Here is a 21,540-nt window from a genome sequence, read left to right on the forward strand (position 1 = left end):
GTAGAGCTAGCTCTACTGCCCCTCACTGGGTAAGGCGGCTAGGCTCATGGGTTATGCGAACCCTCAAAGCCTGCGCGTGGAGCCTCGTCCTTGGCGCGCTATTTATCCCGGCGTTGGTGGTTTCGGTGCTGATGCTGCCGTGGATTCCGTTGGTGGGACGCGCCGCGGAATTTGTCGGCCGGTTGGGTGCGCAGTGGATGGGCGTGGAGATCCCACCCCGGCGTGCGGGCCGCTGGTTTGATTGGCAGCAATTTTATCACCTTATTGTGCAGCTATTGCTTTCGGCTGCCTGCTTTGCCGCGTGGACAGCCTTGGGCTTTACAGCGGGTGTGCTGGTCATTGCGCCATTCGTGCCAAAGACCGAATTCTCCTTTGGCGAGTGGTCTACCTCCAACCGGCCGCTGATTTTCTTTACCTGCTGGCTCACCGCGGCGTTGCTGGTGGCTTTATTGGTGGGGCTCAACCGCTTGTTGGTCTTGGCCTCTACCTCGCTAACCCGGCTGGCGTTGAGCCCTTCGGCCGAGGAGTTGGCGGCCTCGCGTTCCACGCTTATCGATGCCTTCTCCGGCGAGCGCCGCCGCATCGAGCGCGAACTGCACGATGGTCCACAGCAGTACCTCACCGCGCTCAAGCTCAACTTGGCCGCGGCGAAATTGCAGGCCCCTCCCGAGGCACAACCGGCCCTGGCCGATGCGGAACATAATGCCTCATTGGCCTTGGCCTCCCTGCGGGCGACGGTGCGCGGCATTGCCCCGCAGGTGCTTTTCGACGCCGGATTAATCCCCGCCCTCGACGAACTCCTCGCCCACTCCGGGCTGGAGACCGAACTACACGTCGAAGGCGCCGAACGCTCAGTGGATGAAACCACTGCCCTGCTGGCTTACCACGCGGTGGCCGAGGCGCTTACTAATGCTTCCAAGCACGGCGCGGCTACCCAGGCGATAGTAACGGTTGCTTTCGGGCAGACGTTGCGCCTAGGCATCGTTGATAATGGCACGGGTCCCTGCCCCGGCCCCGGAGCTGACCTCGACCCCACGGACAAGGAGCTAGCTGGGACGGGCACCGGTCTCGCCGGGCTGCGCGAACGCGCCGCCGCACTGGGCGGCACGGTGAGCTTTGCCGCAGCTCATGACGCGGCTGCGGGTGAACTCGGTGGCCGGCTGCAGGTCGAATTACCGCTAAAGGAGGCGGAATGAAACTACTACTGGCGGAAGATTCCGCGCTGCTGCGCGCGGGGCTCGAGCAGCTACTTAGCGCCTTGGGGCATAGCGTTACGGCGGCCGCGGATGCCGAAGAACTGCGCGCTATTGCCCGGCAGGAAGATTTTGACCTGATTATCAGCGATGTGCGCATGCCACCGTCCATGACCGACGATGGCCTGCGCGCCGTGCACGACCTGCGAGCGGCCAATCCCACCCAACCGGTGGTGGTGTTGAGCCAATACGTAGCGGCAAGCTACCTCGACCGTCTCTTGGAACACGGCGGATTCGGGTATCTGCTTAAGGAACGCGTTTCTGACGTGGAAGAATTCGTGCGCACGCTAGACGAGGTCGCCCGCGGCGGCACCGTGGTGGACCCCGAGGTGGTCACAGCGTTACTGTCGGCGCGGCGTACTGGTTTAGCCCAGCTCACCACCCGCGAGCGGGAGGTGCTGGGGCTGATGGCTCAAGGATTGAGCAATAAAGAAATTGAAGACACGCTCGTTCTTACCGCCGGAGCGGTAAGCAAGCATGTCTCCAATGTGTTTATGAAGCTCGGGTTCCGGCCCGAAGACGCCAACCGACGGGTCAAGGCCGTATTGGCGTGGCTGCGCCATACAGAGCGCTAGCCAATGGGGCGACGCTCGCTACTTCTTCGAGCTGAGCCCGCCGAAAATATCGCTGGAGCTCAGGGAGCTGCCGCCCTCCGGATCCTTAGGCACCTCTGGGGTGTCTGGGTCGGTGGACTCGGTGGAGTCGGCGGGGTCGGTGGCGTCGTCGGCAGGCGCAGCGCCGCGGTCCTTCTTCTTGAGGGAAACCTTGTCCACCAGCGTGTTATCGCCTTCGTTGAAGGTGGTGAAGGTGAGCTTGTCATCGGAGACGTCCACGCGCATGTAGTCCTCGGTGTAGTCCTGGCGCCACATGGCGGTGGATTCGTGGGCAAGCTTTGGATCGATGGTCTCCATGCGCGCGCCCTTGTGCTTTTTGTTATTCACGTCGGTGAAGTCGTAGTACTTGCCACCGCCCGCGGTGGTGGTGGTCAGGTACAGCGCCTCGCCATCCTTGGGCTCGAGAACGTCGCCGCGCTGCGGCTTTTCTTCCGGCAGGACCGGCTTGTTGTTCTTCATCAGGTGGCTGCGGGTGTAGATGTGGTCGTGGCCGGAGAGCACGGCATCGACATTGAGTTCAGACAGCACCGGGGTGAGCTTCTCGCGCAGGTTGGTGACGTCCTTATCAAAGTGATGCGAGCCCTGGGAGTACGGGCCGTGGTGCATACCAACGACGATCCAGTCATTATCCGCGCCGCGGGATTCGATGGCCTCGCGCAGGAACTGCTCGTGGCGGGCGATATCGGCGTCGGAAGAAGCATTGGAGTCTAGGCCGATGAAGAGTACGTTATTGCGCTCGAAGTAGTGGTCGCGGATATCGTCCGCCTGGTGCGGGTTGGAGAAGTGCTCATCATGATGCTTCATGGTGAGGTTATAGGTCTCGTGGTTGCCCGGGACCGTGTTGGTGGGGATGTGACGGATCTCCGGGGCGGAGAAGTACGCATCGTACTGCGGCACATGGGCACCCCAGCCCTCCACCTGATCACCCAGGGACCAGATCATGCTGGCATTCGGCACGTGGGAGGCCGCGTGGCCGATGGTCTTGCGCCACTGTTCGGCCTGGTCATCCACCTTGAGGTCCACGCCGATCTGCGGGTCAGCGACAGTAAGGAAGGACCAGTCATCGCCATTGGAGCCAGTGTTAAAAGTCTCTGGCTCGGACCAGCCGCCTTCCTCGGAACCAACGCGGTAGGAATATTCGGTATCCGGCTGCAGGTTGGTAGCGGTGGCGAACTGGGACTTATACAGCAGGGCGCCGTAATCGCGCTCGTCGGCCTGGAAGGTGGTGGTGCCTTCTGGGCCGGTAACCTCGAGGACCTCGTCTGCCTTGGACTTCGTGCGCCAGGTGACCATGACCTGGGATTCATCCTCGCCCGGCTGCAGGATGGTGCGGTAGATGGGCGAGTCAGCGGCCAGCGCCGGGGTGGCGGGCACGACGGCGGCAGCGCCACCCACGGCGAGGGCGGTGGCGAAGGAGGCGACGAAACGCGACGAACGGAGCATACAGTTTTCACCTTTGGAGTCTTAGAAGAAGCGGTACGGCTCCCTAGAACACCATAAGAATGTGAACACCGTATTACGAGCGCGCGAAAAGCGCTTGAACCCTACCTGTGAGGGCTTGGCTTAAAGGCTCTTATCGGAGTTGATAACGGCCGCGCGCCAGAGGGTGTATTCCTCCGGGTTATCTTCGCGGTAGTTCTTCACTGCGCGAATACCCTGCTCCACGGACTCGATAACGGCATCGATAGTGGTGTCTTCGCCCTCAGCATCGACGAAAATGACGGGACCGCAGATGGAGCGGATGGGATCCTGCAGGAAAGCGGCGTTGCCGGTGGCAGCCGCGTTGCGCGCCAGGGAGGCTACCGGGTTCGGCTCGGCGCCTTCGGCCTTGGCTTCGGGGTTGTAGAGCGCGGCATAGGTGGTGCCGTCTTCCTGGAAAACAACGGAGACGCGGTCCTCGGTGGTGCCGCCCAAGAACTGGTTGGCGTGCTCCAGCTCGAACTCGAGCTTGCGGCGGGTGAGATCAGGGTTGACAAGGAAACCGACGGTCATGAGAGAAAGCTCCTTCAGAAAGCCAAGAGGGCATGAACGCTCTTTAGAGTACCGGCCCCCTGCCCCGCCTGCAGCGCGAGCGAGAAGAACTTTAGGTTAACTGCGGCTCTTCCACATCCAGCTGGGTATCGGTGCCTACGCCGAGGCCAGAGGGCTGGGCGCCTTCATGAATGAGTTGCGCGCCGATGGCCGCGATCATCACGCCGTTATCGGTGCACAGCGAAAAGCGCGGCACACGCAGTTCCACCCCGGCGGCGGCGCAGCGCTCGGCGGCCAGCTCGCGCAGGCGGGAATTAGCGGCCACGCCGCCTCCCAAGAGCAGCACGCGAGCGCCGGTGTCCTCGCAGGCACGCACGGCCTTGGCGGTCAGGACATCGGCCACGGCTTCTTGAAAGCTGGCGCAGACATCTTCCACGCTGATGGTCTCCCCTGCCTTTTCGGCGCGCTCCACGTAGCGGGCTACGGAAGTCTTGAGCCCGGAGAAGGAGAAGTCGTGGCGGTGCGGGCCGCGCAGATCCTCGGCGCGAGACATGCCGCGCGGGAAATCGATGGTGGCTTCGCCGCGGGCAGCGAGCTTATCGATCACCGGGCCGCCCGGGTAGCCCAGGCCGAGGAGGCGGGAGACTTTGTCGTAGGCTTCACCGGCGGCGTCGTCAAGCGTAGAGCCAAGCTCGCGCATGGGCTTGCCGACGGCCTCTACTTCCAACAGCTGCGTATGCCCGCCCGAGACCAAGAGGGCCACCGAGTGCGGCAGCTCTTCGCCTTCCAGGTTGGCCACGGCAACGTGGCCACCTAGGTGATTGACGCCGTAGAAAGGCACACCCCAGGCCGCGGCATAGGCCTTGGCGGCCGAGGCTCCCACCAGCAAGGCACCGGCTAGACCCGGCCCCACGGTGGCGGCGATGGCATCCGGCTTTTCGATGCCCGCCTCATTCAGCGCCGCCTGCATGACCTGCGGCATGGCCTCAAGGTGGGCACGGGAGGCGATTTCCGGGACGACGCCGCCGAAACGCGCATGCTGCTCCATGGAGGAAGCAACGGCGTTAGCGATGATCTCCATGTGGCCGTCCTCGCGCAGCTCGACGATGCCCACGCCGGTTTCATCGCAGGAGGACTCGATACCCATGATCTTCATGACTGCTCCTTAATCTTCTGGGCGCTCGGACTGGCGCGGGCGCACCATCACGTGCGCATCCGCCCCGGAAGGTTGGTAATAGTTCTTGCGGATCCCCTGCTTGGCAAAGCCGTAGCGCTCATACAGGCCAATAGCGGGATCATTGCCCACGCGAACCTCGAGGAAGACCGGGGCATCCTTAAGATCCGCGATATGGCAGATATTGTCCATCATCATCCGCGCGATGCCGCGGCGCTGCGCGGCGGGGTCAACGCCGATGGTGTGGATTTCAAACTCCGGGTCCGCGGCCGGGCCCATCATGCCGATGCCCGCATAGCCCAACAGCTTTACGGGCGCCGGTTCCTCGATCGCGCCTTCCACCCCGAGATAGAAGTTGAAGGGCTGGGCCATTTCTTCCCGGAAAATCCGGCTGGACCACGGAGTTTCGCCTGGGAAAAGGACCTCTTCCAGCTCGGCACACCGGGGCGCATCGGCCGGGGTCAGCTCGCGCAGCTTCACAGTTCGACCCTGGGGATGGCGGCAGAAAGCTGCTGCTGCTTCGGCGGGACCGCATCCGGGCGGCGCAGGTACAGCGGCACGACGGGAGCGGGTTCTGCCTCGAGGTCGGCCGCGGCAACGAGGGCCGCCGCACTCGGATGGGCCGCGCGGTGCGGGAGGGCGGCGAGCCGCTCGGGGAGTTGCTCAGCAAGGCGGTCAGGAATGATGACCTCGGCGGTGGAGGCAAGTTCCACTTCGAGTTCGGCCGGTTTCGTCACCGTGGGACCAGAAATGCGCTGCACACCGGAGTCGGTAGCGCGATAAGTGGCCCAGTAGATCTCTTTGCGGCGGGCGTCGGTAGCCACCAAGGCGGTCGCCTCGTCGGCCGCGGCGGCAGGATCTACGTGGAGCTCGGCGGCGGCCGCGATGGCATCGTGGGTGCAGATGCCGTGGAGGGGGATAGAGAGGGCGTCGGCAAGCGCGGAGGCCGTCGCCATCCCCACGCGCAACCCGGTAAAAGGCCCCGGGCCCACACCGGTGACCACCGCATCGAGATCGGAATACTCCATGCCCGCCTCGGCGAGGACCTCGGTGATGGTAGGAATGAGCTGCTCATTATGCGCGCGGGTATCCTCCAACACGCGCTCGGTGCTCTGCCCAGTGGCGGTATCCACTACCCCGGTGACCAGGGCGGTGGTAGCCGTATCGATCGCGAGGACGCGCATTAGGCGACCATCTTCCAGGTGCCATCCTCGCGCTGGAAGCCCAGCGGCTGGGTGCCCTGGATCATGGGCACGCCGCCATCAAGGCTCTGGCCCTGCTGCTCCATGGCCTTGACCTGCATGTCAATCATCTCGCACACCTCGACCTTTTCCGGATCCAGCTCTTCGATGAAGGGCTTAGCGCTCTGGGAGATGGCTACCGCGTAGCTCTTGCCTTCCGGCACCGCACCATCTTCAAAGGTGATGTTCTCGGTATCGATCTGTGCCTCTTTAACCTTGTCTTCGCGCATGCCCGGGCAGATGAAACCAATCGCGGGGTACTCCTCGCCATAGACATCGGTGGGCATAACGGTCATGACCTCCAAGTTACTTGGCGCCTTGGACAACGTGGAGGAGAGGTTTCCCTCCAAGTGGTTTTCCTCGCGCAGCGTGGAGGAGGCAAGAAGAACCATCATGACAACGATAAAGATGGCGATGATGGCGGCGGTGAGGTTGCGAGCGAATTTAGTCATGGGGTGAGTATGGCTCCTTGAAAAATGTTTAAGTTTCAGGCGGGCGGCGGTAATTCTGGCAACCGATGCTACCTGGTTAACCGCAACACAAAACCCACAGGGTAGTGCCTGCCAGTGTAGGCGGGCGACCCTGTGGGTGAGTAATTAACGCGAGATATTGCCGCTATAGCAACAACAGGAGCAATACCTGCGAGGCAATAATCTTGCCGATAATTGTGGTGGGATAGACCGTGGCCCATCCGCGGCCGGCCAGCTCGGTGCCGGTTTGGTCACGAATATAGGCAAAGACTGCCGGGTTGGTGGTCATGCCGGCTGCACAGCCCATGGCCTCGTCCCACTTCAGCTTGAGCACCAGCATGCCGATGACGCCGATCAGGATGGCGGAAACCAACGTGATGATAAGGCCCACGCCCATGATGGTCAGGGAGGATGGATCCGTCAGGGCATCGCGGAAGGAGGCGCCGGCCGAGGTACCCACGCCGGCCAGGAACAAGGTAAGGCCCATATTGGACAAGGTCTCACGGGTGTGGAATGGCATCTGCCAGTTCAACGGGCCGGTACGGTTAAGGTAGCCCAAGAGCAGGCCGACGACCACGGGCCCGCCACCGAAGCCCAGCTGCAGGGTGGAACCGCCCGGCATCGGAATCGGAATGAGGCCGAGCAGCATACCCAAGGACAGGCCGATGGCCATGGACAGCAGGTCCGCATTACCCAACGCGGCCTCAGAGTCACCGAGGTACTTGCGCACGTATGGCAAGCGGCTCGGGCTAGTCACCACGCGAACGCGGTCGGAGTAGTTGAGCACAGTGTCCGGGTGCGGCACGAGGTCCTTATCGCCCTTACGGATACGAGCGATGATAAAGCCGTGGTCGAGGGCCTTGATCTCGCGGACGGATTTACCGGCAATCTCCGGGTTGGACACGGTAACGCGGGTGTATTTAAGCCCAGCGTCCTCGGTCAGCTCCACTGGGTGTTCTTCACCCAAGACCTCAATGGCCTTATCGACGGCCTCTTCGGAGCCGTTGAGCAGATATGCTTCACCCTCGCACAGTGGCATTTCTGGGACGGCGAGGCGGTGGCGCTCCTCGTCGGAGATGATACGAGTAGCCACAACGGTCTGGCCAGTAACGCGGTAGATATGACCAGCGGTGTCATTGAAGTTCTTGGTCAGGCGCACGCCTTTGGCTACGAGCTCGGCGGGAATCATGCCCTCTGCGCGGGCATCTTCCTCATGGTTGGCTTTGACAACCTTGGCGCCAATGGCGGCGACGAGAATCGCGCCAATAACCGCGCCTGGGTAGGCCAAGGAGTAACCGACGACCGGGGTGGAATCGCCCACCATTTCCACCACGGCAGCCATACCCGGCGTGGAGGAGAGCGAACCGGCGAACATGCCGACGGCTTCTGGCACGCTCAGGCCAAAGCCACGGATGAGGCCATAGCCAACCGCAACCAAGACAACCAACATGCCCAGCATGAAGACGGTGAGCTTCCAACCGCGGGTTTTAAACTCGCGGACAAAAGAAGGCCCGAAGCTAAGGCCAATGGCATAAACGAAGATCGCCAGGCCAAATTGATAGACCAGCGGCGGAATTTGGATATCCGGATTGGCAGTAGATAGACCCAGTGCCACAAACATCGCAGCCGCGGCACCGAGGGAGATGCCGAAGATCTTGATCTTGCCAATCGCTAGACCCACCGCCATGATGACGAAGAGAGATAGCAAAGGACTTGAGGCGAGAAAATTCAACACCGTAATAGAATTACGTAGTGGTTATACCCGGATCAAGTTTGCTTTCTGGGATATTCATCACTTAACCCCCTATAAGGCGGAACGATGTACTATGCACCACTTTTCCAAGACCATGTGAAGCGGCGAACATCCTCTTCTGCGCCGGCATAGTCCACCGGCTCACGGTCGATGCTGATAAATAGGTAGCGCTCCGCAATCTGTTCCACGAGTCCCCCGCCCCATTCGGCAATAACCACGGCGTCCTCTAGCTCCGTGTCCAGATCCAGCGCGTCGAGCTCCCCTAGCGGGTCCCCGGAATTAGCACCGCCTTCATCGAGCAGGCGGTAGGCATCCACGTGCACAAGGTCTGGCCCACCCACAGTAGAGCGGTGCACGCGGGCGATAACGAAGGTTGGCGAGGTAACGCGGCCTTTAACCTGCATGCCCTTGGCGACGCCCTGCGTCAGCGTCGTCTTTCCAGCCCCCAACGGCCCATCCAGGATCACTACATCGCCGGCTTCAAGCGCCGCACCTAGCTCTTCACCAAAGGCATAGGTGTCTTCCACCGTGGATAGGTCGCGGCTGCCGGATTCGGGAAAGCTATTGCGCATTTTCTTCTCCTATATATTCGCGTTCGGTGCGGCCATCGGGCAGGCACACCACCTCATAGTTAATGGTGCCTGCTGCCGCGGCGAGATCCGTGGCCGATACTCCCCCGTTGCCAAAGATCACGGCGTCTTGCCCCGTGTCCACGCCATGCGGGTTCTCACCTAAGTCCACCACAATCTGATCCATGCAGACTCTTCCTACCTGCGGGTAGAGGTGCCCACCAATGCCCACGTGCAGGTCGCCCTGATAGCCACGCGGCAGGCCATCGGCATAACCACAGTCCACTGTGGCCAAAAATCCCGACTTATCCGCCTTCCAGGTCAATCCGTAGCACGTGCCCTCCCCCGGTTTAATGGGCTTGACGTTAAAAATCTGCCCGGACCAGGTCATGGCCGGGCGCAAGCCGTGTTCGCGTCCTTCAATGGGCTCCAAGCCATAGCAAGCGGCGCCTACGCGCACCTGCTCGAAATAGGAGGAAGGACGCGTCAGCACTGCGGGCGAATTGGCCAGGTGATTGATTGGGCATTCCAAACCAATCTCACGCGCGAGTTGCAGGGCCGTGCGGAACGCCTCCTCTTGCGCGTCATTGTGCGGATTATCCGGCTCATCGGCGCACGCAAAGTGGGACATGAGCCCGAGCACCTTGATGTGTGGGGCATCGCGCAACACCTTAAAGGTCTCTGCCCAATCCTCTTCGTCCACACCGGAGCGGTGCATGCCGGTTTCCACCTTGACGTATACCTCGGCAGGAAAATCGGCCTTGACCAGCTTATGCGCCTGCTCAAGGGAGTTGACCGCTACCTCGATTCCATTGGCCAAGGCTTCTTCGAGGATTTCATCTGTTTGCCAAATCCACGCCACGATGGGCGCATCCACGCCCGCGCGGCGCAGGTCCACCGCCTCCCGCAGGGTGGCCACGCCAAAGCAATCCGCACCGGCGCGCGCCATCACCGGCACAACCTTGGCCGCGCCGTGCCCATAGGCATCGGCCTTGACCACGCACATGAGCTTGACCTCAGGCCCCACCTTTTCCTTGATGAGGCGGACGTTGTGCGCTATGGCGGAGAGATCAATCGTGGTTTTCAGCATGCCCACCATTGTGCCACTGCTCACCCTTGGGCTGAATTCGGGTGGGGTGCGGCGCACTGACTCGCGATACCTCCACCTTGGAGTCGGCACATCCAATTTCTTCTATGGAAACTTGCCTCGTAAGTTCTATCCGCGAGCAGAAATCTTCATCATGGCTAACCACTAGCAATGCGCCCCGATAGTTCTTCAAGACCGAGACCAACCAATCAACAGTTGAAATATCAATGTTGTTAGTCGGCTCATCGAGCATTAGCAATTGCGGCGCCGGATCCGCTAAGAGCACTCTGGCGAATTCCGCCCTAAATCTTTCGCCTCCCGAGAGGGTCCCTGTCAACGCATGAACCGAGTCAGATTGAAACAACAACTGAGCTAGCTGATCACGGATGAACTGCGGATCCTCTCGTGGATTCGCGTTGGTAACCACGTCCCATACGCTTAGAGAAGGATCTAATCCAATTCGTTGACGCAAATACCCCGAGTTGCCGATCACGTAACCCGCCTCACCGGAGTTAATTCGGTTTAAGAGCGTGGTCTTGCCACTTCCATTTGGTCCTGACAAGCGCACCCGTTCTGGGCCGACAATCGTCAGCCCGGGAATCGAAATAACCCGCTTTCCTTCCGGCAGCTCAGTTTGTGGCAGCTCGATATAGACCGAATCATCATCTCGTATGTTTCGCTCAGCTCGAGCTAAAGAGCGTTGGGCCGCTTCAACTGCGCCTGAATGGATCTGCGCTCTGCGCGATGCCGTCTTTTCGGATCGCTGCTTATCAAGCTTCATCGTCATGCCTGGTTTGCGCTTCGACTCCGCGAACTTCTTTCCACGGCGCGCATCACGCGCAATCCGTGTCTGCATTGCTTGTTGTTCGCGGAGTTGCTGCTTATAAGTCGCCTTGGCGGTAGATACTGCTTTTTGAGCTACTTCCTGCTCTACATCAATCGTGGTTAGGTAGTCGGAATAGTTGCCTTGGAAGAAGCGTAGGTTCCCATCCCTTAATTCCGCTACCTCGGAAACTACATCCAACAAGTCTTTGTCATGGCTTACCACTAACACCGGCGCAGCGGCATTCACCAACATTTCTTTCAGATGCTTCTTTGCAGATCCGTCGAGGTTATTGGTCGGTTCATCAAGGATAATGAAATCCGGCTCGGACAGGAACACCGCCACCAAAGCGACGCGTACCGCTTCCCCTCCAGAGAGGCTTGCGATAGGGCGGTCTAATGGGATATCCAATCCAGCGGCGGAAAGGGCAGCGGCAATGCGCTCACCGACGTCCCATTGCTCCCCAATTAACTCATAAAGTTCTGGTTCATACTCACCGGCTTCGACTGCGTAAATCGCCGCGAGCACTTGGGTGACACCGAAGATGTCTGCTACTACATCATGTTCATTCCAAGCAAGGTCTTGTGACAGGTACGCTATCGATTCCGGCTTTTCCACCGTTCCAGCAGTGGGCAAGATTTTGCCAAGGATGACGTTAAGCAGAGTTGTTTTTCCTGCACCGTTATCCCCAATGAGCGCAGTTAAAGGACCAGAAAAGACACCGTTTAGGCCACTGAAGCAGGTTGTGCCATCGGGCCATACTAGGGAAAGGTCGTTCAATAAAATAGGCATGCTTAAATCCGTTCTTCCTTTAGTGTTTTACGCAAAAACACGACGGATGAGCACTGCCTACTCCTTTCACCGACAACAATCGCTCCTAATAGCATAACAGTTTCAAGCTTCAATGAAATGCCAAAGCCCCCTTCCCTTCCACGCAAGAAACGCAGCAGGCAAGGAGGCTTAGCTAGTACCGTTCGGCGTGGATTACTCCACGGTCACGGACTTGGCCAGGTTACGCGGCTGATCCACGTCGTAGCCCTTGGACTTTGCTACATGGGCGGCGAAGATCTGCAGCGGCACGGTGGCCAGTAGCGGCTGCATGAGGGTCGGTGCCTTCGGGATGCGGATGACGTGGTTAGCGTAATCCTCCACGGCGGTATCGCCCTCTTCCGCAATCACGATGGTGATGGCACCACGGGCGCGGATCTCCTGGATATTGGAGACAACCTTGGAGTGCAGGGAGTCGCGGCCGCGCGGGGACGGCACGATGACGAAGACCGGCTGGCCTTCCTCAATCAGTGCAATCGGGCCGTGCTTGAGCTCGCCGGCGGCAAAGCCCTCGGCGTGCAGGTAGGCGATCTCCTTGAGCTTGAGCGCGCCCTCAAGAGCTACAGGGAAGCCAACGTGGCGGCCCAAGAAGAGCACGGATTCCGCATCCTTCATGGAGTTGGCCAGGTTGGCCACCTGGTCCTCTTCGTCGATGACGTTTTGAACCTTGTCCGGCATGTGGCGCAGCTCAGCCAGAACGCTCTGGATTTCATCGGCGAACATGTTGCCGCGCAGCTGGGCCAGGTAGAGGCCAAGCAGGTAGGTGGCGGTAATCTGCGCCAGGAAGGCCTTGGTGGAGGCCACGGCGATTTCCGGACCGGCGTGGGTGTAGAGCGCGGCATCGGATTCGCGCGGGATGGACGAGCCCTGGGTATTGCAGATGGCGATAACCTTGGCGCCCTGCTGGCGGGCGTGGCGCACGGCCATCAGGGTGTCCATGGTCTCGCCGGACTGGGACAGGGCGACGACCAAGGTCTTTTCGTTCACGATCGGATCGCGGTAGCGGAACTCGTGGGCGAGCTCGACCTCGGTAGGAATGCGGCACCAGTGCTCGATGGCATAGCGTGCCACGTGGCCCGCGTAGGCCGCGGTACCGCAAGCGATGACGATGATCTTGTCGATGGACTTCAACACGGTCTCATCGATGCGCAGATCATCGAGGGCCAGCTGGCCCTGTTCGTCGAAGCGGCCGAGCAGGGTATCGCGCACAGCGGCGGGCTGGTCGTGGATTTCCTTTTCCATGAAGGAATCGAAGCCACCCTTTTCGGCAGCGGCGGCATCCCATTTGATTTCAAAAGGCTTGCCCTGTGCAGGGTTGCCCGCATAATCGGTGATTTCTACTTCGTCGGCGGTGATGGTCACGACCTGGTCGTTGTCCATCTCCACGGCGGACTTGGTGTAATCGATGAAGCCGGATACGTCGGAGCCAAGGAAGTTCTCGCCCTCGCCCAGGCCGATAACCAGCGGCGAGTCACGGCGAGCGGCAACGATGCGATCGGCCTGCTCGGCGTGGATGGCCAGCAGGGTGAATGCGCCCTCCAAGCGGGAGCAGGTCAGCTGCATTGCCTTGGTGAGGTCACCAGCGGCCTCGTTGTGGAAGACATCGCCCAGCAAAGTAGCGGCAACTTCGGTATCGGTCTCGGAGACGAAGTTGTAGCCCTTGTTCAAAAGCTCGGACTTGAGCTCGGCGAAGTTCTCAATGATGCCGTTGTGCACCACGGCCAGCTTGCCGCCATCGACCACGTGCGGGTGCGCATTCAGGTCGGTAGGGCCACCATGGGTAGCCCAGCGGGTATGGCCAATGCCCAGCACGGAGTCTGGCAACGGGCGGCCATCAATCTCAGCATCCAACGCAGCGACCTTACCGGCCTTCTTGCGCCAGCTAATGTCCCCATCGGCGTACATTGCTACGCCAGCGGAGTCATAGCCGCGGTATTCCAAACGGCGCAGCCCTTCCAAGACTACGTCGAGGGCGAAGTAATCACGGTCACCACCAGCGTGACCAATATATCCAACAATTCCACACATGGTTGCTGATTTTACAGCACGTGGAAGAAACCTCTAGGCGGGCGGGGCGTCGGCAAGCGGGGCATAGTGCCCCACCCGCTAGTGCGCTGGGAAAACTAGCGCGTCGCCTGCTCCAAAAGTTCCAGAATGTGGTGATAATCCTCGCCGGTAGCACGGGTCAAGCCGAGCTCGCAGGTGCGGTTGGTCGAGGCGTGATACTGCGCCCCGATTTCCTTGACTTGCGCTGCCTCGGCGCGCGTTGCGGCGTCGGTTAGCTCCGGATGCAGCATGCCGCGATCGCCGGCATAGCCACAGCAATTCCATTCAGTGGGAATGTGTACCTCGGCCGCGGCGGCGCGGGCTACCTTCTCCACATCTTCCATCATGCCCAGCTGGAAGGCAGAGCAGGTGGGGTGCACGGTCACGGAAGCCGCGGGGTTCTTGACCGCAAGCTGCGGCAGGAGGGTATCGGCCGTAAAGCTAATGGCGTCGATGACGGTAATGCCCACGGACTCCAGCATGTCCTTAAATCCGGCGGTGCAGCTGCTGGCGTCCACGATGACCGGCAGGCGCGCACCATCGGTGGCCTCCATGACGACATCGCGCACGCGCTGCTCCATCGCATCGTGGCCGGCCTGCATGCCCTTAGACGCCCATGGGGTGCCACAGCAGAGCTTGTCGATGCCCTCCGGAACCTCCAGCGCTACCCCGGCGCGCTCCAAGAGAGCCACGAAGGAATCGGTAGTGCCCTTGCCACCGCCCTGCGGGCCAAACATGGTGTTCACGCAGGCCGGCAGGTAAATTCCGGTGGTCTGAGCGTAGCGGTCTCCCACGCGCCCGGCCAAGCGGCCGCGGGACTTGCCGCCCTTGCCCAGCTCCGGCTGGTACTGCGGCAGATTATCGGTGCCGATGAGGTTGCGGCCCACGTCGGTGACCTTCTTGACCAGCTCGGTGGGCAGCAGGTGCGCGCCGGTCAGCGCCAGCCCGGCGCCTTGGCTAACCACCTGCCAGTTCTTGGCGGCAGCGCCCCACAGCTTCTGCTGCGCTGGTTGGGCCTCCTCGCGGCGCAGGCGCTTGATGAACTTGCCGGTATCGATACCTACCGGGCAGGCGGTGCGGCACATGGAATCCACCGCGCAGGTCTCGATGCCCATGTATTCATAGGCCCCATCCAGCTCGGCTACGAGCTGGCTATCGCCGGCTTCTTCCGCGCGCTTGCGGGCGCGGCGCACGACGATGCGCTGGCGCGGGGTAAGGGTGAGATCGCGCGACGGGCAGACCGGCTCGCAGTAGCCGCACTCCACGCAGCGGTCCACTTCCTCTTCCACGGTGGGGTTGAGCTTGATGTTTTTGATGTGCGCATCGGGGTCATCGTCCAAGATAACGCCTGGGTTCATCGTGTTGGTGGGATCGCAGGCCCGCTTGAGTTCTTGCATGACCGCGTAGAGTTCGTCGCCATACTGGCGGCGTACATATGGCGCCATGGCGCGGCCGGTGCCGTGCTCGGCCTTGAGGTTGCCCTCGGCCGAGAGAACCAAGTCCACCATGCCCTCGTTGAAGTCGTTATACCGACCGATGGCGTCATCGCCTTCAAAACGGTCCGTGAGCAGGAAGTGGATATTGCCGTCTTTGGCGTGGCCGAAGATAACGGCGTCGTCATAGCCATAGCGGGCAAAGAGTTCCTGCAGGGAAGAGCAGGTATCAGCCAAATCCCCCACGGGCACGACGATATCTTCCAAAAGCGCGGTTGTACCGGACGGGCGCGCCTCAGCGACCTGGGCGTACAGGCCCTTGCGGAAGCTCCACGCGGTATTGCGCGAAGCGGCATCGGCCGAGAAGGCAGCCGGCGATTGCAGCGGCAGCTCGCGCAGAAGCTGCGAGCCCTTGCCTTCCTTCTCCCGCAGTTCTTCTTCTGCATCCGCGTGGTACTCAATGAGCAGTGCGGCCTGCTTGTCCACATCGAAACCGGTGATGGCCTGCGGGATCTTGTCAAAGCCTTGGCCTACGCGGATCGAGGCAGAGTCCATCAGCTCCAGGGTGGCCGCCCCGGTATCTAGCAGGGCCGGCAGGGACTTGGTGGCAGCGGTGAGGTCATCAAAGACAGCCACCGTGGTGGTGGTCAGCTTGGAAATGGGCACGGTGCGGAATACCGCCTCAGCGATGAAGGCCAGGGTTCCCTCCGAGCCGATGAGCAGGTGCTCAAAGAGCTTGACCGGGCTATCAAAATCCAGGAAGGAATTGAGGCCATAGCCCATCGTGTTTTTCAGCTGGAAGTGGCGGCGGACAATATCCACGGACTCCTGGTTATCGCGCACGCGGCGCTGCAGGCGGGTAAGTGTTTCCACCAGCTCCGGTTCCTGCTGTTGGAACTGCCGGTCTGCATCCGCATCGGCGGTATTGATCACGGTGCCGGTAGGCAGCACGAAGGTTAGCGATTCCAGAGTGTTATACGTATTGAGCTCGGTACCGCAGGCCATACCGGAGGAGTTATTGGCCACCACGCCACCGATGGTGCAGGCAGATTCACTAGCCGGATCCGGGCCAAGCTTGCGATTGCGCAGGCCTAGGCGGGCGTTGACCTGGCGCACCGTCGCGCCGGGCTGGACGCGCACGCGCTTGCCCTCATCCAATACCTCGATGCCGCGGAAGTGCTTGCGCACGTCCACCAGGTAGCCATCGCCGGAAGCCTGGCCGGCAAGGGAGGTACCGCCGGAGCGCAGGGTGACCGGAACATTCTGCTGCCGGCCCGCGCGGAAGATGGCGGCCACGTGCTCGGCCGAGCGGGCCTCGATGACTGCCTTGGGGGTGTACAGGTAGTGCGAGGCATCGGAGGCATGTGCCACGCGGTCAATGACCTCGGTCTTTACCTCCATCCCATAACGAGTAGAAAGTTCTTCCACATCAACGACGCCGGTAGTCATGTACCGCAGCCCGCCTTCCCAGAAAAATAGAGTATGTAGTTGCCCACACATTGCACTCCCCTACCCACAGGGGCGCAAGTTAGGAGGGGCTTAGGAAAGCCTTTCCACCACACCCGTGGCTCGGCTGGATACTACGCAGACATTTCTCAGATAAACCCGCACCCTTTCCCGCCTAGCGGGTGATCTTCCTCTATCCTGGAATGCGTGTCTGCGAATTTGAATAAACATCTAGCAACGTTGTCGAAGCGCGGTCGCAACCGAGTTTTGGTTGGCGACCTTGACTATGCCGGAATCACCGGCAAGGTTTATACCCCTGCGGAGGGCCAAAGCCTGCCCGCCGTGGCCTTTGGCCATGACTGGATGCACAAGATTAAGGATTACCACGCCACCCTGCGCCACCTGGCTAGCTGGGGCATCGTCGTGGTAGCCCCCGATTCCGAGACCGGCCCCTTCCCCAACCACCGCAACTTGGCCGCGGATATGGAATCCGCGCTGCAGATTGCCGCTGGGGTGAAGCTTGGCGCTGGCAATATTACGGTCTCCCCGGGCAAGCTCGGCATGATTGGCCACGGCATGGGCGGTGGCACGGCCGTGCTGGGTGCCTTAGATAACCAGAAGGTCGCCGCCGTCGCCGCGATTTACCCTTCCATCACCGCGCCATCTGCGGTGCAGGCGGCCCGCCGCATTACTACCCCGGGCTTGGTCATTGGCGCCGGCCAGGAAGATATTTTCAATGCCGGCAACCCCGCCAAGCTGGCCCATAACTGGAATGGCCCGGTCTGCTTCCGCGCCATCGATAAGGGCAGCCACGCCGGCTTTACCGAAGATCGCCTGCGCAAGTTGGCCATCGGCACCGCCGCCTTCCAGTCCGGCCCTACCGAAATCGCCCGCGGCTTGGTCACCGGCTTCCTGCTGGCCACCCTCAATGGCGATTCCACCTATGACGCCTTTGCGGATCCAGAGGCGAGCGCCAAGAAGGTCACAAGCCTTGTAGGCGAGGACTTGGCCGAGCGCGCCGGCGTCACCCGCGACGCCTAAGGTATTAGCCCCGCCGCAGCACAGATTGCACCTGCCCCGACGCGTTCCTTGAGCGTGCCGGGGCAGCGCCATATCGGGGCCTTGGCGCCGTCGCCGCTTGCCGACGCCCCACCTGCCCCTTCTCCCATCGCGCCTCCTGCATGGCCTTATCCGCGGACTTTTCTAGCTCGTCTTGCGCTTTCGCCAGCGTTTTTTCAAATTCCAGCAGGCGTTTAGCCGTCCTTTCCCGAAAGCCCTGCGCAAATTCTGCGAAGTCGTTATTCATTACCACTGACCTGCCTTTCGTGCCTTAATGGTTGGTTCTTCTGGCGCGGGCGCCGCCTCCTGCTGCGGCGCTGGGGCCGGTGCCGGTGCTGGCGCTTCTTCTGGAGCCGGCTGCGGTGCCGGGGCTGGTTCAGGAGCCGGAGCTGGGGCTGGTGATGGTGCCTCTGCTGGACCGGCCGCCTGGAGGTGTGCGACCTTCTCTGGTGGCGGCGTTGGCTCCTCTACCTGAGACAGCTCAGGAGGCGGCGCCATAACGCCATCATCACCAGCTGGCTCCGGTTCAGGACAAGGCTCCGGCTCGGGTTCGGGCTCAGGTTCCGGGCAGGGCTCAGGCTCAGGGTCCGGTTCGGGCTCTTGCACCGGGCAATCCGCCTCGGACATTTGCTCCAGGCACTGCGCGGCACCTTCCACAATCAGGCCCACACCTACTAAAGCGATTCCGGCCCCTACCAGGCCGAGGCTGCCGCTGCAGGAGGATTCAATTTCACAGCCTTCTGAGCTGGTTTGGGTCGATTCCACACATTCTTCGGTACTTTCCGCCGTATTTTCCGGGCAGAGCGTTTCCTCGCCTGCGCCCGAGTCAGAAGCGGGTTCCGTGTCCATGTCCGGCTTAGGTTTTGGATCTGGCTGAGGTTCAGGTTCCGGGCACGGCTCTTCTTCTTGCTGTGGCTGTTCTGGCGGCTCCTGCGGCGGAATGATCTCCGCCTGTGCCGGCCTGGTGATCTCTACTTCGCGCTGGGACTGCGATGGACGCTCGGTAAATGATTGCTCGGTGCATTCATTGCAGTGGCAGCCCGCGCCGTGTTCTGCGGTGGTCTCCGTGTGCACTTCCGTCTTGGATGATTGCTCCGGCTCGGGCTCGGGGCATTCCCTTGATGGAACTGATGGTGGCGAAGGAGGCGTCGGCTGTGGCGGCGCGGAAGTCGTCTGGCTCGATTCTTGCTTTGAGTCAGGCTCCGGCATGGGCGTGGGCTCTGGTGGACACTCCACCTGGGCCGGCTCGGTGGGCTGCGAGGGCGGAGGTGGGCATTCTTCCTTCGGCATCGGCTTAGTGGGAGTAGGAGTCTCCGGGCATTGTTCTACCGGTTCGGGACAGGCATTATCTGTAGGTTTAGCCGGCGTCGGGCATTCTTCCGGCATTGGGCGCTCACAGACGCATTCGCAGCGCGATTCAAATTCGTTATAGCAGGACTCAATCGCATCATCGCGGTCGCGGCAGGTGCTAGCGATATTGTGATTCGTCTCTTCGATAACGCGCCCGCCGATGGTGGAAAGAATCGGGATAATAAACCTGGCCAGCGGGTGCTTGGTGGCCACCATGGACAAGATATTCAGCAGTGGAATGACCGCAGAGATGAGCTCGGTAAGGGCAGTGTCGGAGACATCGACGACGTCGGCAATAGCGCCCGAGCACTGCTCCGCCGAACTGGTGAGATGGGCAGCATCCTGGCGGTCAATGTCGAAATCTTCCTGCACGCCGCACAGGTGCTCGCGCATAGCGCCTTGAGCAACCTCGGAATCATCTTGCTGCAAATAGCCCGCTAATCCAGCACCGCCTCCCTTCGGGCGGTTACCGCCTACGGCCGCAACGGTGTTTTTCACCAGGTTTTCGGGCGCGATACCGTCCACCGCACCGACTAGCTCCCCCAGTAGGTTCATCGGCATGCTGGGACCCGAGTAGCTTCCCAAGCATGCGAACTGGAATTGGGAAATCGCGTTTGAATAGTCCCCCAGCAGGGATTTTGTCAGCGTACTCACTTGCTGTCCGCCTCCCCGCCGCGCGCAAAGGAGCTGCCGAAGGACTCATCAAAATCGGCAAAGGCGCGCACCTGTTCATGAGCGGCATGGGCGGTGGCGGATAGATTATCCAACCTCCGACCGCCGCGCTCATGGATGCGCACCAAGACATCACGAATGCGCTCACCGTGGCCGCCAAAATTGCGTCCAGCCGCGGCCACCGGAAAATCCGGCACCTCGGCCCGGTGGGCATCGCGTTGTTCGTCGTTATCGGCTACGACCTGCCGTAGTGCGGACATCGCCTCCAAGGGGCGAAGAAAAACCTCAGACACTGGTGTATTCCCCCAAATCCATATGCGGTAAAAGTTCTCACCTTCATTGGACTGGGGATTGCGCCAAATGGTTCCCTAGGATGCCAAAATTCTTCCGCACCCGGCGGTTGCGCTAGACCGAGGAAACGATGGCGGAAAGCCTGCCGGCAACCTTGCGGGCCTGCTCCTTATCGGCGGCCTCCACCATGACGCGGAAAACCTCCTCAGTGCCGGAGGGACGCAACAGGACGCGGCCGGTTTCGCCGAGTTCTTCCTCGGCCTGGGCAATGGCTTCTTGTACCTCGGGGGCGTCCATGATGACGCCCTTATCAGAAACCGGCACGTTAATGAGCACCTGCGGCAGCACGGTCATCACCGATGCCAATTCCTTCAGGGACTTTCCGGACTTGGCCATGCGCGCCATGATGGACAGGCCAGTAAGCGTGCCGTCGCCAGTCGTGCAATCATCTGGCAACACGACGTGGCCAGACTGCTCGCCGCCCAAGGAGAAATCGCCGCGGTTGAGCTCTTCCAGCACGTAGCGGTCGCCTACTGCGGTGTGGCGCACCTCGATGCCTTGTTCCTGCATGGCTAGCTTCAGGCCCAGGTTAGACATGACGGTTGCTACCAGAGTGTTATAGCGCAGGTCATTATCCTCCTTCATGCCTACGGCCAGCAGGGCCATAATCTGGTCACCGTCCACAACATTGCCCTCGGCATCCACAGCCAGGCAACGGTCGGCGTCACCATCGTGTGCCAGGCCCAGATCGGCGCCATGCTCGACGACGGCCGCCTGTGCCTTTTCAATGTGCGTCGAACCGCAGTCTTCATTGATATTGAAGGCATTCGGCTTGTTGTGGATAGCAATAACCTCTGCACCAGCCGCCTCGTAGGCGATCGGAGCAACCTTGGAGGCCGCACCATTGGCGGTGTCTACGACCACCTTGATGCCGCTCAGGTCGGTGGAGACCACTTCCTTCAAGTGGTTGAGGTAGCGCTCGCGTCCGTCCGGGGCCTCCGAGATGATGCGGCCCAACTTGGTGCCGGTCGGGCCATCCTCGGTGAGGTTTTCCATGGTGGCCTGAATCTGATCTTCTACCTCGTCCGGTAGCTTCTTACCACCTGCGGAGAAGAACTTGATGCCGTTGTCTGGCATTGGGTTGTGGGAAGCGGAAATCATCACGCCGAGATCCGCGCCATAATCATCCGTCAAGTAGGCAATCGCCGGCGTCGGCAGCACGCCCACGCGCACCACATCCACGCCGCGGGAAGCCAGCCCGGACGCAATCGCTGCATCCAGCATCTCGCCAGAAACACGCGGGTCGCGGCCAATAATGGCCAGCGGCTGGCGCTCGTAGGATTCACGCTTGGCGGTAAATACCTCCGCAGCGGCCTGGCCTAGCTGCAAGGCCAGAATAGGGGTCAGCTTCTTGTTCGCGAGGCCGCGAACGCCATCGGTTCCAAAAAGTCGAGTCATGC

Annotated in this window: 19 protein-coding genes; 3 read left to right on the plus strand and 16 right to left on the minus strand. The window is 61.0% G+C overall.

Annotation, left to right across the window (positions count from 1 at the left end):
* The first annotated feature begins 53 nt into the window (after positions 1–53).
* Entirely contained in the window at positions 54–1,196 is a 1,143-nt protein-coding gene (locus tag MHY08_RS02160) for a sensor histidine kinase (protein ID WP_204610177.1), read from the plus strand.
* Positions 1,193–1,828, plus strand: a complete 636-nt coding sequence (locus MHY08_RS02165) for a response regulator transcription factor (protein WP_239235102.1) — start codon at positions 1,193–1,195, stop codon at positions 1,826–1,828. The genes MHY08_RS02160 and MHY08_RS02165 overlap by 4 nt, the downstream gene beginning before the upstream one ends.
* Positions 1,829–1,846: 18 nt before the next feature.
* Here MHY08_RS02165 and MHY08_RS02170 read toward each other — a convergent pair whose 3' ends face one another.
* From MHY08_RS02170 to MHY08_RS02225, 12 genes are all read right to left on the minus strand, one after another.
* Positions 1,847–3,310: a metallophosphoesterase family protein gene (locus tag MHY08_RS02170; protein ID WP_239235105.1), complete on the minus strand. Its 1,464-nt coding sequence runs from the start codon at positions 3,308–3,310 to the stop codon at positions 1,847–1,849.
* A 120-nt stretch (positions 3,311–3,430) separates the two neighbouring features.
* Positions 3,431–3,859: a hypothetical protein gene (locus MHY08_RS02175; protein WP_005322709.1), complete on the minus strand. Its 429-nt coding sequence runs from the start codon at positions 3,857–3,859 to the stop codon at positions 3,431–3,433.
* Positions 3,860–3,950: 91 nt separating this feature from the next.
* Entirely contained in the window at positions 3,951–4,994 is a 1,044-nt protein-coding gene (gene tsaD / locus MHY08_RS02180) for a tRNA (adenosine(37)-N6)-threonylcarbamoyltransferase complex transferase subunit TsaD (protein WP_005326850.1), read from the minus strand.
* A gap of 9 nt (positions 4,995–5,003) precedes the next feature.
* Positions 5,004–5,492, minus strand: coding sequence for a ribosomal protein S18-alanine N-acetyltransferase (gene rimI, locus MHY08_RS02185; protein ID WP_239235107.1), 489 nt, complete (start codon positions 5,490–5,492; stop codon positions 5,004–5,006).
* On the minus strand, positions 5,489–6,196 hold the full coding sequence (tsaB, locus tag MHY08_RS02190) for a tRNA (adenosine(37)-N6)-threonylcarbamoyltransferase complex dimerization subunit type 1 TsaB (RefSeq protein ID WP_239235109.1): 708 nt from the start codon (positions 6,194–6,196) through the stop codon (positions 5,489–5,491). The genes rimI and tsaB overlap by 4 nt, the downstream gene beginning before the upstream one ends.
* Positions 6,196–6,705 carry a hypothetical protein gene (locus tag MHY08_RS02195; protein ID WP_239235111.1) on the minus strand — a complete coding sequence of 170 codons (510 nt, stop codon included), beginning with the start codon at positions 6,703–6,705 and terminating at the stop codon, positions 6,196–6,198. Before MHY08_RS02195 ends, tsaB begins: the two co-directional genes overlap by 1 nt.
* Before the next feature lie 163 nt (positions 6,706–6,868).
* On the minus strand, positions 6,869–8,458 hold the full coding sequence (locus MHY08_RS02200) for an aspartate:alanine exchanger family transporter (RefSeq protein ID WP_204610186.1): 1,590 nt from the start codon (positions 8,456–8,458) through the stop codon (positions 6,869–6,871).
* Positions 8,459–8,547: 89 nt separating this feature from the next.
* The gene (gene tsaE, locus MHY08_RS02205) at positions 8,548–9,048 is read right to left on the minus strand and encodes a tRNA (adenosine(37)-N6)-threonylcarbamoyltransferase complex ATPase subunit type 1 TsaE (protein WP_204610187.1); all 501 of its coding nucleotides are present in this window, start codon (positions 9,046–9,048) and stop codon (positions 8,548–8,550) included.
* Positions 9,038–10,141 (minus strand): alanine racemase, encoded by a 1,104-nt coding sequence (gene alr / locus MHY08_RS02210; RefSeq protein ID WP_239235181.1) that lies wholly within the window; start codon positions 10,139–10,141, stop codon positions 9,038–9,040. The genes tsaE and alr overlap by 11 nt, the downstream gene beginning before the upstream one ends.
* Complete coding sequence (locus MHY08_RS02215) at positions 10,116–11,747, minus strand: ABC-F family ATP-binding cassette domain-containing protein (protein WP_239235113.1); 1,632 nt, start codon at positions 11,745–11,747, stop codon at positions 10,116–10,118. Before MHY08_RS02215 ends, alr begins: the two co-directional genes overlap by 26 nt.
* A gap of 192 nt (positions 11,748–11,939) precedes the next feature.
* Positions 11,940–13,811 (minus strand): glutamine--fructose-6-phosphate transaminase (isomerizing), encoded by a 1,872-nt coding sequence (gene glmS / locus MHY08_RS02220; protein ID WP_239235115.1) that lies wholly within the window; start codon positions 13,809–13,811, stop codon positions 11,940–11,942.
* A 95-nt stretch (positions 13,812–13,906) separates the two neighbouring features.
* Complete coding sequence (locus MHY08_RS02225; protein ID WP_239235117.1) at positions 13,907–16,711, minus strand: FAD-binding and (Fe-S)-binding domain-containing protein; 2,805 nt, start codon at positions 16,709–16,711, stop codon at positions 13,907–13,909.
* Between the two features lie 204 nt (positions 16,712–16,915).
* Here MHY08_RS02225 and MHY08_RS02230 point away from each other — a divergent pair, with 204 nt between their 5' ends.
* Complete coding sequence (locus MHY08_RS02230; protein ID WP_239235119.1) at positions 16,916–17,749, plus strand: dienelactone hydrolase family protein; 834 nt, start codon at positions 16,916–16,918, stop codon at positions 17,747–17,749.
* A gap of 4 nt (positions 17,750–17,753) precedes the next feature.
* On the opposite strand, the gene MHY08_RS02235 is transcribed toward MHY08_RS02230, so the two are convergent.
* The 4 genes from MHY08_RS02235 to glmM all read right to left on the minus strand — a co-directional run bounded on the left by MHY08_RS02235 (position 17,754) and on the right by glmM (position 21,538).
* A complete protein-coding gene (locus MHY08_RS02235; RefSeq protein ID WP_239235121.1) occupies positions 17,754–18,014 on the minus strand; it encodes a hypothetical protein in 261 nt (86 codons plus the stop codon).
* The gene (locus MHY08_RS02240; protein WP_239235123.1) at positions 18,014–19,771 is read right to left on the minus strand and encodes a hypothetical protein; all 1,758 of its coding nucleotides are present in this window, start codon (positions 19,769–19,771) and stop codon (positions 18,014–18,016) included. Before MHY08_RS02240 ends, MHY08_RS02235 begins: the two co-directional genes overlap by 1 nt.
* Positions 19,768–20,082, minus strand: coding sequence for a hypothetical protein (locus tag MHY08_RS02245; protein ID WP_239235125.1), 315 nt, complete (start codon positions 20,080–20,082; stop codon positions 19,768–19,770). Before MHY08_RS02245 ends, MHY08_RS02240 begins: the two co-directional genes overlap by 4 nt.
* A 112-nt stretch (positions 20,083–20,194) precedes the next feature.
* Positions 20,195–21,538: a phosphoglucosamine mutase gene (gene glmM, locus MHY08_RS02250; RefSeq protein WP_225745952.1), complete on the minus strand. Its 1,344-nt coding sequence runs from the start codon at positions 21,536–21,538 to the stop codon at positions 20,195–20,197.
* Between the last annotated feature and the right edge of the window lie 2 nt (positions 21,539–21,540).

Origin of the sequence: Corynebacterium sp. ACRPJ (assembly GCF_022347345.1) — a bacterium.
Classification (GTDB): Bacteria; Actinomycetota; Actinomycetes; order Mycobacteriales; family Mycobacteriaceae; genus Corynebacterium; species Corynebacterium tuberculostearicum_D.

Excerpts from the sequence above, each read along its gene's own strand:
- MHY08_RS02160 (WP_204610177.1), top strand. The coding sequence starts at position 54 with ATGCGAACCCTCAAAGCCTGCGCGTGGAGCCTCGTCCTTGGCGCGCTA.
- MHY08_RS02165 (WP_239235102.1), top strand. The coding sequence starts at position 1,193 with ATGAAACTACTACTGGCGGAAGATTCCGCGCTGCTGCGCGCGGGGCTC.
- MHY08_RS02170 (WP_239235105.1), bottom strand. The coding sequence starts at position 3,310 with ATGCTCCGTTCGTCGCGTTTCGTCGCCTCCTTCGCCACCGCCCTCGCC.
- MHY08_RS02175 (WP_005322709.1), bottom strand. The coding sequence starts at position 3,859 with ATGACCGTCGGTTTCCTTGTCAACCCTGATCTCACCCGCCGCAAGCTC.
- tsaD (WP_005326850.1), bottom strand. The coding sequence starts at position 4,994 with ATGAAGATCATGGGTATCGAGTCCTCCTGCGATGAAACCGGCGTGGGC.
- tsaB (WP_239235109.1), bottom strand. The coding sequence starts at position 6,196 with ATGCGCGTCCTCGCGATCGATACGGCTACCACCGCCCTGGTCACCGGG.
- MHY08_RS02195 (WP_239235111.1), bottom strand. The coding sequence starts at position 6,705 with ATGACTAAATTCGCTCGCAACCTCACCGCCGCCATCATCGCCATCTTT.
- tsaE (WP_204610187.1), bottom strand. The coding sequence starts at position 9,048 with ATGCGCAATAGCTTTCCCGAATCCGGCAGCCGCGACCTATCCACGGTG.
- MHY08_RS02215 (WP_239235113.1), bottom strand. The coding sequence starts at position 11,747 with ATGCCTATTTTATTGAACGACCTTTCCCTAGTATGGCCCGATGGCACA.
- glmS (WP_239235115.1), bottom strand. The coding sequence starts at position 13,811 with ATGTGTGGAATTGTTGGATATATTGGTCACGCTGGTGGTGACCGTGAT.
- MHY08_RS02225 (WP_239235117.1), bottom strand. The coding sequence starts at position 16,711 with ATGACTACCGGCGTCGTTGATGTGGAAGAACTTTCTACTCGTTATGGG.
- MHY08_RS02235 (WP_239235121.1), bottom strand. The coding sequence starts at position 18,014 with ATGAATAACGACTTCGCAGAATTTGCGCAGGGCTTTCGGGAAAGGACG.
- glmM (WP_225745952.1), bottom strand. The coding sequence starts at position 21,538 with ATGACTCGACTTTTTGGAACCGATGGCGTTCGCGGCCTCGCGAACAAG.